Here is an 11,719-nt window from a genome sequence, read left to right on the forward strand (position 1 = left end):
CATTTGGTTTGAGACGTAATTTGGGGATAAAGGACCTGATGGAATGATAGATAAACGCAAAATAGGGGTCATGGTACTCATGCTGTTCGTCCTCGGACTCAGCGTGTTCGCAGCGAATGCGGAGGCGGCTTATAAGCCCTCCACAGATCCGATGCGAGTGAAACAGACGTACTTGGATATGATTCGTCTGGATCAAGCTTGGGCAGCTGCTGGGGATTCACGCTCACCGATTGTGGTGGCCGTTGTGGATACGGGCGTTGACTTGCGTCATCCTGATTTGATCGGCAATTTGGTGGAGGGAGCCAATCTGCTTCAACCGAGCCAGAAGCCTAATGATGACAATGGACATGGAACCAATGTTGCTGGCTTGATCGCCGCTGTGATGAATAATGATAAAGGGATTACAGGCATCGCGCCGAACGCTAAGATCATGCCGATTAAGGCGCTGGAATCCGATGGAACCGGCGGCGAAGCGAAGCTGGGTGAAGGCATTAAATACGCCGTCGATCATGGCGCGAAGATTGTTGTGCTTTCCCTTGGATTGAACAAATATTCGGATTACTTAGCAAGTATTGTCCAGTATGCCGAGGATCATAATGTATTATTAGTTGCCGCCGTTGGCAATGAAAGCACGAGTGTAAAATATCCGGCTGCTTACCCTACCGCATTGGCGGTAGGCGGCGTTCGTCCCGATAAACAGCCGGACCCGCGTTCCAACAATGGTCCCGAGCTTGATTTGATGGCGCCTTGGGACGTGTATACGACCGCCATGGGCGGCGGCTATCAGTATCAAGACGGCAGTTCCATGGCAGCGCCGCAGGTAGCCGCGGCAGCGGCATTGGTCTGGGGCAAATACCCAGCGATGACCGCGTATCAAGTGCGGTCGCAGCTGGAGCAAAGCGCGCAGGATTTGCTGACCAAAGGCTGGGATGCCCAGACGGGCTACGGCTTGTTGAACATTGAGAAAGCGTTGACTGATCCCTACAAGCAAGATCGTTTCGAACCCAATGATGGGGTGGGGCAAGCGGCTTCCTTACCGAATCATACCGCCGTGAAGGCGAATCTGAGCTCAGGGTCAGATCAGGATTGGTACGCTATTGATGCAGCCTATGATGGCGCCATTCAATTGTGGGTGCAGCCCGAGGAGGGCGGCAGCATACGTGCCACCTTCGATTCGGGGCAGAGCTTCAGAGCCAGCCGTGAGGATGGCGATACACAGCCTTTCACCGTAACGGTGACCAAAGGGCGCACGTATGTGAAGCTGGAGAACGTTGATCGTAATCGGAAGACCGCATTGAATTATGAGCTGGGGACCGACTTCGTTATTTATACCGATCCCTTCGAGGATAATGATAAGCAGTACAAAGCGTTTACCTTGCCAGAGCGCAGCCAGACGATTCGAGGAACATTCCATGAGAAAGGCGATCTCGACTGGTTCGCGTTAATACTGGAGCATTCAGGTACGATGCGGATTCGTCTGTCCACAGATACAGGCCGAATCGATCCGATGCTCCTCATCCAGAAGGAAGGGGAGAAGGCGACGACGATCGATCAAGCGGAGGATGGTGGTATTGAAATCAGCCCGCTCATGGAGGTGCTTCCAGGGCAGTATTACATTCGTGTCAGCAATACGAAGGATTATTCCGGGCCCATTACGGGTGAATATGCGCTGGAAATCGAATATACACCGAAGTTGATTGATCCGAACGAGCCCAATGATAAATCGTATCAGGCTACCTTTGCCGCGATGAATGCGGGTTATGAAGGTGTTTTTCACAGGAATGAAGATGTCGATTGGTTCGAATTCCGCTTGGATTCGGAGAGTTTGGCACAAGTGAGACTTACGAATATTCCAGTTTCCCGAACGCTGTACGCGACGTTATACAACAGTTCTCTTGACGAGCTAGGGACCTATCGAAGTGAAAGTGGCTCCGATCAACTTAATTTCGAAAAACCTTTAAAAGAAGGCATATACTATATCAAGCTGCAAGCGAATCAATGGTTCATGAGTCAAATGTATCGTTTGCAGTTGAATAGCTACGGTCTTGTCAGCGGGTATGTCGATATTGCTGGGCATTGGGCGCAGGGAGCCATCAGTCAGATGACGGAGCAAGGGGTGATAAGCGGCTATGGCAATTATCAGTTTGCACCGAATCAGTCTATTACGAGAGCAGAGGCGGCTACCGTGCTGTCACACGCGCTGCATTTAACCAAGCGCGATGAGCTGCGCTTTACGGATGTTGCCGCTTCCCATTGGGCGTATGCGGACATCGCCAAAGCTGTTCAAGCGTCAATCGTGGAGGGATATCCCGACGGCACGTTCGACCCAGACGGCAAGCTAACCCGCATGGAAATGGCGCAAATGCTTGCGCGCGCGATGAACATGACTGGAAAGCGGCGAGGCAATTCCCCTTTTAGCGATGTTAGCGAGTCATATTGGGGTGTTGGTATTCTGAAGCAAATGTCGGCGGATGGATGGGTCAGCGGGTTTCCTGACGGTACATTCCGTCCTGAAGAGCAAGCGACACGGGCTGAGTTCGTAACCATGCTGGCGAAAGTAATAAATCGGTAAAATCGGGGAGAGTGGCCACTAATGGGCGAAGCAGATCAATGGAGTGGACTGGCGCAATATGCGTCATTGATGAATATAGTAAATATAACGGTCTACATCGTATGCATTGGTCTGGCCTGGTGGTCGCTGCAGTCGTTCCGCTTCGATATCTTGCTCAAAAGGCCCAAAGCCGCACAGGCGATCATGCTGCAGATTCTTCTTGCCATTGGACTGGGGCATTTGGTGGCTAGCTTTTTCATTCAATATTTGGGACTGTCCATGAGCTTTAGCCGTTTATTTTGACCACATAAGAATTTATAAGTTTCCGATACTCGGATGAACAAATTCTTATTGGCGATAAACCTATTCCCGAATAATGCTGAAGTTTGTTGTCAACAATGGATAATAGAACGGAATGAAAATCAGAATGGCCCTCGAACAGTATATAGGGCCCCTCTGAATACCAAAAGAACACAGTTGTATCGAAGTGGCTCCAAATGATAAACTTAAGAAATGTGCGAAACCTGTCTTATAAAATAAGTGCGCGGAGGGACCATGATGAGCAAAATTATCGTCCGCGGTGGTCGAAAGTTAGCTGGCAATGTGAAAATTAACGGAGCAAAGAATGCGGTACTGCCGATTATTGCAGCTTCCATTCTGGGGTCGGAAGGTGAAAGCGTCATCCATGATGCGCCTCCCCTTGACGATGTACTAGTCATCAATAAAGTGTTGCAAAGTTTGGGGATTGGCGTCGAATATAATCGTCAGACCATTCGAGTGAAGGCAGCGCATATTACAACCTGTGAAGCTTCTTATGATCTCGTTCGTAAAATGAGAGCCTCGTTCCTCGTGATGGGTCCTTTGTTAGCTAGACTGGGTCAAGCGAGAATCTCGCTTCCTGGCGGCTGTGCGATCGGCACAAGACCGATTGACCAGCATCTCAAAGGCTTTGAAGCAATGGGTGCTGATATTGAACTGGGTCAAGGTTTTATCGAAGCAAGAGTGAAAGGGCGCCTGAAGGGTGCCAAGATTTATTTGGATGTAGCCAGTGTAGGCGCAACCGAGAATATCATGATGGCAGCAACCCTCGCAGAGGGAACAACCACCATTGAGAATGCGGCGAAAGAGCCGGAAATCGTGGATTTGGCGAATTACCTGAATGCGATGGGCGCTGTGATACGCGGTGCGGGCACGGGTGTTATTCGTATTGAAGGTGTTGAAAAGCTGCGCGGTGCCGTACATACGGTTATTCCAGATCGCGTTGAAGCGGGCACGTACATGATTGCTGCCGCGATTACAGGCAGTGAGCTCTACATGGAAGGTGCAATCGGCGACCATTTGCGTCCTGTTATTTCCAAAATGCAGGAGATGGGCGTCACGATTGAAGAAGACGAGAACGGTATTCGTGTGCGCGCAACAGGACCGCTTCGCGCTGTTGATGTGAAAACACTGCCGTACCCAGGCTTCCCAACCGATATGCAGTCGCAGATGATGGCGCTGCTGATGGTGGCGGACGGAACGAGCCTTGTAACGGAGACGGTATTCGAGAACCGATTCATGCATGTGGAGGAGTTCGCGAATATGAATGCAAGCATTAAAGTGGATGGACGTACAGCCATTGTGAGCGGGAACTCCAAACTTCGCGGTGCGAAGGTATGTGCAACAGACCTGCGTGCTGGCGCAGCGTTGATCCTCGCAGCCTTGGCTGCGGAGGGTGAGACCGAAATTACGGGCGTTCACCATATTGATCGCGGCTATGTGGATATTACAGACGTACTGCGTGAACTAGGCGCTGATATTCATCGCTCGGTACCGCAAGAGATCGAACAAGAGGCAGCGGAGCTTGGCTTTTTTAATGTTCAGCCGACGCTTGCTTAAATAAGGAGGAACCATCGGGGCGTGCCCTGGTGGTTCTTTTTGTTTGCTGGAGACGCCATCGATCGGCTGCGCGAATAAGGCAATCAAAGTTGCTTATTTCCTGGAAATCCCGCTAGTAGGGGAGATAAGCAAGCTACGAGTGTTTATTTGCACCCTCTGGCGAATCTGGCGTAACGTTAGGTCATGCATAAGCACTCGCCATGGTCTTACTTCGCCGAAATGCCTCGTCGAGCAGATGAATAGGCAAGCTTAGCTTGCTTATCATCCGTCTACGGCTAGCCGCTCTCTAATAGGAGCGGTATTTGCCAGATAGCTTGAATCCTAGCAACCGCTCGTCCCCTCTGCCTATTAACCCGCCACCCCGCCTCTTTCGAGTTCTATTCTAGCACCGCCTCTCATAAGCTAAGTCATACCAAAATCGCTGCTAGTAAACGCGCTAATGGAGGCTGCCCAGACTTATGTTCAAAAAGAAACGCGTCCTGCGAGTAAGAAAAGAAGTCATCCTGTGGATGGCTGTTTGCTTATCTTCCATGTTGTGTGTCACTATCATCGTGCCTGGATTGCTAGTCAACAAGATTTCAAACAGCGAAGTGAGCCCCGCTCCCGTATTAAACAGTGAACTTCAAGGGGCTAGCAGCGAGCAAGGGCTCATGATCCCCGTCTATTTAACGAAGCAAGCGAAAGTACAAACCGTTCCGCTAGAGCAGTATGTAAGAGGCGTACTTGCCGCAGAAATGCCAGTTGAATTCGAGCTGGAGGCACTGAAGGCACAGGCCATGGCCGCGAGAACGTATGTGGTGCGGCGCGTGCTAGAGAAGGATTATAGCAACATGCCTGTCCAAGATGCGCTAGTTACCGATACGACTGCTCATCAAGCTTATCTCACCGATCAAGAACTGAAAGAGAAGTGGGTCAAGGGCTCATATGAGGCGAATATGGCGAAGATCGATAGAGCAGTGAATGAAACCAAAGATCAAATCCTCACATACGCGCATGAGCCGATTAATGCCACTTTTTTCTCAACAAGCAATGGCTATACCGAGAATTCGGAAGAGTACTGGCCGTTCAAGAGCCCCTACCTCCGCAGTGTGCCAAGTCCCTGGGATATTAAGCTGTCCTCCCACTATCAAGAGAGTGTCACGCTCAGCTATAAGACGATGCTTCAGAAATTAGGTGTGCCTAGCATTGCAACGACGGATACGAGTGCCAAAGGTATGAAAGTGCTCAAGTGGTCAACGGGGCATCGAATTCTAAGTATGACGATCGGGGGTAAACTATTTTCGGGACGCGAGGTGCGGGAAAAGCTAGGCTTAGCCTCTTCACAATTTGCGTGGAAATGGTCAGGCTCTCAAATTACGATCACGACCTACGGGTACGGGCATGGTGTGGGTCTTAGTCAGTGGGGCGCTAACGGGATGGCGAAAGAAGGGAAGACGGCGGAAGATATCGTAACCTATTACTACACAGGCATCTCTATCGAAAAAGCATCCTCCTATCTGCAAAAATCGTAATCCTCTCTCCATGTCTATAAAAATATCTTTCTTCAAGTATAAAACCTTGGAATGTGTCAAGAATGGTTGATGAGGTGATAACCATGAGTGATAATAACAAAGGTTTTCAGAAGGAAGAAGCTCCTAAAACTGTTCAAGGAGCACAAAGTTCAACATCTGCATGGAAGAGGTTGCTTGCTAAGAAGTGGGTATTCCCAGCGACGTATGTGGCAGCAGCAGCAATTATCTTAACCTTAATGTGGGTGTACCAGGGAGCAGGAACGAAAACAGTCAGCCAAGAAGATCTGGGTATTAAGGTTAGCAGCAATGAACAAACCGATAATCCGAAAGCGCCTCATGATGGTGCTGTTGCGGTTAACGGAAGAACCGAAGCATTGCAATGGCCTGTTAAAGACAGAGCAGCTGTCGAAACGGGGATTCCGTTCTACGACACGAATGCATCGGCAGATGTGAAGAAAGCGGCGTTGATTGAGTATATCGACGGTACACTGACTCCGCACACCGCGCTTGACTTAAAAGCCAAAGACGGCGCAGCATTTGATGTGCTTGCAGCTCTTGGCGGTAAAGTAACTGCCGTGGATAACAACCCGGTTGTTGGTAATTTGGTCGAAATCACACATGCAAACGGCTTGATCTCCATTTATCAAAGCTTGAGCGACGTGAAAGTGACCAAAGGCACAGAAGTGAAGACAGGCGACATCATCGCGAAAGCTGGCAAAAATGACTTCGAGAAAGAAGAAAGCGTACACTTACACTTCGAGGTTCGCCAAGCAAGCGACAACGCAGCGCTCAACCCAGATAATCTGTTGAACGCGAAGCAATAACAATATTACGGCGAAGAGCCTACATAGGTAGAGGGCAGCGGGATCATATCCTGCTGCTTTTTCCTGTTTTTCATATGAAATTAGCCAGTTTAGGCAGCATAGGGCGTATTTCCTCCTTTATTTTGAAAATAAATATGGGAATTAGGCTTGTCAGGCTTGGTTACGTAGAATATCTAGTCATGCCCCTCATATACTTTACCAAACTATCTCGAGTAGGGAGGCGAGGGGAGTGCACGATTACATCAAAGAGCGAACCATTAAAATTGGTACCTGTATCGTCGAGACCAAGAATACGGTTCGCACCATTGCTAAGGAATTCGGCGTTTCCAAAAGCACGGTGCACAAGGATTTGACGGAAAGACTACCGGAAATCAACCCGGACCTGGCTAATCAGGTGAAGCACATTCTGGAGTATCACAAGTCCATTCGACACCTTAGGGGAGGAGAAGCGACGAAAATCAAGTATCGTAAGACCCGCAGTCCGAAGCTTTCCGAAAGCCTGGTTACGGTCAAGTCCTAAGATACCTACATCCCGAAGCGCTTCCTAGATATGGTTGTGTCGAAAATTCACGGAAAAAGAGGAAATAATGCATTTATAGCGAATTTAGCTTATAATTAGAACTGTATATCAGAGCGCCGATTCTTCACGGGATGGACGGTAGGTTTAGGGAGGATTAATAAGAAATGTTCAGCAAGGATATTGGAATAGATCTTGGCACGGCAAACGTGCTTATTCACGTCAAGGGTCGCGGTGTTGTACTGGATGAGCCATCCGTAGTTGCCATTGAAAGCGATACGAAACGCGTACTGGCTGTAGGGGAAGAAGCTTTCCGCATGGTAGGCAGAACGCCTGGCAACATTATCGCGATTCGTCCATTGAAGGACGGCGTTATCGCAGACTTTGACATTACGGAAATGATGTTAAAGCATTTCATCGCGAAAGTAGGGGGCAAGAACTGGTACTCTCACCCGAGAATCCTGATTTGCGCCCCTACCAACATTACGTCGGTTGAGCAGAAGGCTATTCGCGAAGCAGCAGAGCGCAGCGGTGCCCGCGAGGTATTTATGGAAGAAGAACCGAAGGCAGCAGCAATTGGTGCAGGTATGGACATTTTCCAACCCAGCGGTAACATGGTTGTTGATATTGGCGGAGGGACGACGGACGTTGCGGTCCTATCAATGGGCGACATCGTCACCTCCTCCTCCATCAAGATTGCCGGCGATAAATTCGATATGGCGATCATGAAGTATATCAAAAATAAGTACAAGCTGTTGATCGGTGAAAGGACAAGCGAAGATATTAAGTTGAAAATCGGAACGGTATATCCTCATGGTCGTGACCAAGAGATGGATATTCGCGGAAGAGACATGGTGTCTGGACTTCCTCTGACAATCACAATCCACTCCAGCGAAGTACAAGAAGCGCTGTGGGATCCGGTTTCATCCATTGTAACTGCAGCGAAGAGTGTATTGGAGCGGACACCGCCAGAGCTTTCAGCGGACATTATTGACCGCGGGGTGATTCTGACAGGCGGCGGCGCTTTGCTGCACGGTCTGGATCAATTGCTTGCTGACGAGTTGAAAGTGCCTGTCTTGATTGCCGAAGACCCAATGTCCTGTGTGGTAAAAGGGACAGGTATTATGCTAGACAACCTTGATAAAGTATCGAAACGCAAATATAACTAACAGACTATCCAAGAGGTGACCACATGTTAAGAGGATTGTATACCGCGGCGGCAGGGATGATTTCAGAACAACGCAGGCACGATACGATTACGAATAATATTGCCAACTTAAATTCGCCAGGTTTTAAACAAGGCAATGCTTTGTCGCGTTCGTTTCCCGAAATGCTAATCTCGACGATTCGCGGTGGACAAGGCGCCTCACCTGCACCGCTTGGGAAGATGAGCTTGGGTGTGTTCTCGGAGGAGAGCATATCCGTACATACGCAAGGGGACTTGCAGGAAACGAATAATCCGTTCGACTTCGCGCTTGTATCGAACATTCAAGTGCCTGGAGTGACATTTGATACGACAGGCAAGTACGTGAATGCAGACGGCGAGCGTACGTTCCAGCCTCAGGCGTTGTTTACCGTACTGAATGCGAAGGGTGAACAGCGGTATTCCTTGAACGGAAAGTTTACGGTCGATGCGGCGGGCCAGCTTGTGAATGCCAATGGGGAACAAGTTGTGGGACGGGATGGACAACCTATCGTGTTATTGGACGGAAATGGACAACCCATTAGTTCCTTCAAAGTAACAGATAAAGGCCAGTTTCTTGATGCCGATGGACGTCCTATTCTGAATGCGGCGGGACAGCAGATGGGCTTGATGCTGTCGCGTGCAGAGAATCCGAATCTGCTTCTACGTGAGGGGAACGGGCTGCTTCGTATTAATCCTGGGGATGAAGCTACCGTCACACAAGTGGGTCTCGGCGATCAAGTTGAAGTCCGTCAGGGGTACGTGGAACGCTCTAACGTGGATTCCGCGCAATCGATGGTTGATATGATGTCGGCACTGCGTGCATATGAAGCGAATCAGAAAGTTATTCAATCCTATGATAAAAGTATGGACAAAGCGGCGAATGACGTAGGACGCGTCTAAATCTGGCTTGCGAAGGGGCAAAAACATGAACAACTCCATGATTAACTCATCGGTATCCATGCATAGCTTACAGCAGAAGCTGGATATTCTCTCCAACAACATTGCCAATGTCAATACGAACGGCTTCAAGAAGAAAGAAGCTTCGTTCGAGGACGTGCTGACGAATGTACAAGCGCAGCCTGAGGGCTTCCGTTCACAAGGTCGCTTCTCTCCGCTCGGCTTTAACCAAGGCTGGGGTTCGAGGCTCGTACAGATTCAAACGAATCTGGCACAAGGACCAATTCAGTCGACAGGCAACTTAACCGACTTCGCCATCCAAGGCGAGGGATTATTCGAAGTCTCGGTCAGCAAGCTGGACGAGAACGGCAATCCTGTGTTTCAGCCCGCATGGACACGGAATGGGGCGTTCAGCCTAACGCCGGATGGCAATGGCGGAACGGTCCTTACGACCAAAGAGGGACGATTCATCACGGGTACCGACGGCAATCCGATTCATGTGCCTGTTGGTTATCGCCCATCCGTTGAGAAGGACGGTACGATTCAAGGTTACAATGAACAGGATCCGGCGGCAGCCCCTATTAGATTAGGACAAATTAAGCTAGTTCGTGTTGTACGTCCGCAGTTGCTTGAAGACGTAGGGGAGAACCTCTATGCGCTCCCAGCAGGGATTACAGCGGAGGAGAAAGCGAATATCTTGCAGGATCTCAATGGAGTGGCGGGCACAGGAGCGAATCGCGTCAGCTTAATGCAGGGCTTCTTGGAGCAATCGAATGTGACCCTCTCCGATGAAATGACGGACTTGGTCATCGTGCAGCGCGCACTTCAGCTGAATTCAAGAGCGATCACATCGTCCGACCAGATGATGGGCATGGCCAACAATTTGCGCGCTTGATCGTAGAAAGGAAGGGATAGGCTCGATGGTAGACAAGCCTGCTCCAGTCAAGAAGAAGGAGCGGCCGAAATGGCTGCAGATTACTTGGCTTATTTTCAAAATCATACGGATCCCCGTTCTGTGCGTGTTGGCCATCTATATTGGGTTATGGGTCGGCTATACGAAGATGGGGCATCAGCCCTCCTCAGAAATTATGCATATCAGCACATGGCGGCATTTATATGATCTCGTTTTTGCTAATTAAGTCGAACTCCCGCAAGGGAGTTTTATTTTTTAACGCGCGGCGTTATAATGTAGAAAGGCTTTATCTACCAAAATAATGGATCGGATGCTTACGGGCAGGAGGAGTACCTTGAATATACCGAACATGCTCACGATCAGCAGGTTTGTACTAATCCCCGTGTACCTCGTTCTTTTTTTCAATGGCCATATTCGCACTTCCTTTCTTATACTACTCGCAGCTGGACTAACGGATATCTTAGATGGCTATATTGCAAGAACTCGCAAGTTGATTACGCCGATGGGGATTATGCTGGACCCGCTAGCGGACAAATGTATGATGATTGCCGTCATCATGTCCCTGCTCATCTCTGAGATGATTCCGTGGCAGGCCGCTGCCGCTATGTTTATCCGAGATGCAGGCATGATTATCGGCTCCGCCTTCTTCCATTTCAGGGGCAAACTAACGGTGCCCGCCAATGTGATGGGTAAGTTAACGACGGTACTCTACTATTTCGCCATCCTCTTTATCGTATTCGAATTCACGTTCGCACTCACGTATTTATGGTATGTCATCGGGGTTTCCTTCTTAACGTCATTTATTTATATTTTTCAGTTCCTTCTTCTCAATCGGGGGGCCAGAGCCAGTAAATAAATGTAAAAAGAGCCTATGTAGGGGTCTACAGACCTTTACATAAGCTCCCCTTATATGAACCTTCACTTCTGCAGTGTATGAAGGGACAACCCTATTGTAAGTAATTCCCTTGTATTTTATACAAGCATATAAGCATTCGAAAGGAGCATGAACATCCATGCTAGATATCAATCAAATTCAAGAGATTATCCCGCACCGTCCGCCGTTTCTGTTGGTTGACCGCATTTTGGAAGTAGAAGAAGGGGTTAGAGCCGTAGGAATTAAGAATGTGACGATCAATGAGCCGTTCTTCGCAGGTCACTTCCCTGGATACCCTGTCATGCCAGGTGTGCTCATTATTGAAGCTTTGGCGCAAGTAGGCGCAGTTGCTGTGCTGTCTATGCCCGATTATAAAGGTAAAATCGGCTTATTCGCAGGGGCGGACGCCATCCGTTGGCGCCAGCAAGTGGTGCCAGGCGATACGCTGCTATTAGAAATGACCATCACCCGAGTGAAAGGCACCATTGTCAAAGGTCAAGCTGTGGCGAAAGTCGGAGACAAAGTGGTAGTCGAAGGTGAACTTATGTTTGCCCTTGCTAATAAATAA

General features: G+C 49.2%; 12 protein-coding genes. All 12 read left to right on the forward strand.

Annotated elements, in window-relative coordinates; genetic code table 11:
* Positions 1-43 precede the first annotated feature (43 nt).
* Positions 44-2,572: a S8 family serine peptidase gene (locus MJB10_RS00380; protein ID WP_314800412.1), complete on the forward strand. Its 2,529-nt coding sequence runs from the start codon at positions 44-46 to the stop codon at positions 2,570-2,572.
* 21 nt (positions 2,573-2,593) lie between these two features.
* Positions 2,594-2,854, forward strand: a complete 261-nt coding sequence (locus MJB10_RS00385) for a DUF1146 domain-containing protein (protein ID WP_314800413.1) — start codon at positions 2,594-2,596, stop codon at positions 2,852-2,854.
* A 255-nt stretch (positions 2,855-3,109) separates the two neighbouring features.
* Positions 3,110-4,429 carry a UDP-N-acetylglucosamine 1-carboxyvinyltransferase gene (gene murA / locus MJB10_RS00390; RefSeq protein ID WP_314800415.1) on the forward strand — a complete coding sequence of 440 codons (1,320 nt, stop codon included), beginning with the start codon at positions 3,110-3,112 and terminating at the stop codon, positions 4,427-4,429.
* 458 nt (positions 4,430-4,887) lie between these two features.
* Complete coding sequence (spoIID, locus tag MJB10_RS00395) at positions 4,888-5,940, forward strand: stage II sporulation protein D (RefSeq protein WP_314800417.1); 1,053 nt, start codon at positions 4,888-4,890, stop codon at positions 5,938-5,940.
* A gap of 83 nt (positions 5,941-6,023) precedes the next feature.
* Positions 6,024-6,764: a M23 family metallopeptidase gene (locus MJB10_RS00400; protein ID WP_314800418.1), complete on the forward strand. Its 741-nt coding sequence runs from the start codon at positions 6,024-6,026 to the stop codon at positions 6,762-6,764.
* Between the two features lie 229 nt (positions 6,765-6,993).
* Entirely contained in the window at positions 6,994-7,284 is a 291-nt protein-coding gene (spoIIID, locus tag MJB10_RS00405) for a sporulation transcriptional regulator SpoIIID (protein ID WP_314800420.1), read from the forward strand.
* A gap of 164 nt (positions 7,285-7,448) precedes the next feature.
* The gene (gene mreB / locus MJB10_RS00410; RefSeq protein WP_314800422.1) at positions 7,449-8,450 is read left to right on the forward strand and encodes a rod shape-determining protein; all 1,002 of its coding nucleotides are present in this window, start codon (positions 7,449-7,451) and stop codon (positions 8,448-8,450) included.
* Positions 8,451-8,473: 23 nt separating this feature from the next.
* A complete protein-coding gene (locus MJB10_RS00415; RefSeq protein WP_314800424.1) occupies positions 8,474-9,367 on the forward strand; it encodes a flagellar hook-basal body protein in 894 nt (297 codons plus the stop codon).
* A 25-nt stretch (positions 9,368-9,392) separates the two neighbouring features.
* Positions 9,393-10,259, forward strand: coding sequence for a flagellar hook-basal body protein (locus MJB10_RS00420; protein ID WP_314800426.1), 867 nt, complete (start codon positions 9,393-9,395; stop codon positions 10,257-10,259).
* Positions 10,260-10,284: 25 nt separating this feature from the next.
* Entirely contained in the window at positions 10,285-10,503 is a 219-nt protein-coding gene (locus MJB10_RS00425; protein WP_314800428.1) for a DNA-directed RNA polymerase subunit beta, read from the forward strand.
* 108 nt (positions 10,504-10,611) lie between these two features.
* Positions 10,612-11,133: a CDP-alcohol phosphatidyltransferase family protein gene (locus MJB10_RS00430; protein WP_314800430.1), complete on the forward strand. Its 522-nt coding sequence runs from the start codon at positions 10,612-10,614 to the stop codon at positions 11,131-11,133.
* 157 nt (positions 11,134-11,290) lie between these two features.
* A complete protein-coding gene (gene fabZ, locus MJB10_RS00435; RefSeq protein ID WP_314800432.1) occupies positions 11,291-11,719 on the forward strand; it encodes a 3-hydroxyacyl-ACP dehydratase FabZ in 429 nt (142 codons plus the stop codon).

This window comes from Paenibacillus sp. MBLB1832, from assembly GCF_032271945.1.
Lineage (GTDB): Bacteria > Bacillota > Bacilli > Paenibacillales > NBRC-103111 > Paenibacillus_E > Paenibacillus_E roseopurpureus.

Excerpts from the sequence above, each read along its gene's own strand:
- MJB10_RS00380 (WP_314800412.1), top strand. The coding sequence starts at position 44 with ATGATAGATAAACGCAAAATAGGGGTCATGGTACTCATGCTGTTCGTC.
- MJB10_RS00385 (WP_314800413.1), top strand. The coding sequence starts at position 2,594 with ATGGGCGAAGCAGATCAATGGAGTGGACTGGCGCAATATGCGTCATTG.
- murA (WP_314800415.1), top strand. The coding sequence starts at position 3,110 with ATGAGCAAAATTATCGTCCGCGGTGGTCGAAAGTTAGCTGGCAATGTG.
- spoIID (WP_314800417.1), top strand. The coding sequence starts at position 4,888 with ATGTTCAAAAAGAAACGCGTCCTGCGAGTAAGAAAAGAAGTCATCCTG.
- MJB10_RS00400 (WP_314800418.1), top strand. The coding sequence starts at position 6,024 with ATGAGTGATAATAACAAAGGTTTTCAGAAGGAAGAAGCTCCTAAAACT.
- mreB (WP_314800422.1), top strand. The coding sequence starts at position 7,449 with ATGTTCAGCAAGGATATTGGAATAGATCTTGGCACGGCAAACGTGCTT.
- MJB10_RS00415 (WP_314800424.1), top strand. The coding sequence starts at position 8,474 with ATGTTAAGAGGATTGTATACCGCGGCGGCAGGGATGATTTCAGAACAA.
- MJB10_RS00420 (WP_314800426.1), top strand. The coding sequence starts at position 9,393 with ATGAACAACTCCATGATTAACTCATCGGTATCCATGCATAGCTTACAG.
- MJB10_RS00425 (WP_314800428.1), top strand. The coding sequence starts at position 10,285 with ATGGTAGACAAGCCTGCTCCAGTCAAGAAGAAGGAGCGGCCGAAATGG.
- fabZ (WP_314800432.1), top strand. The coding sequence starts at position 11,291 with ATGCTAGATATCAATCAAATTCAAGAGATTATCCCGCACCGTCCGCCG.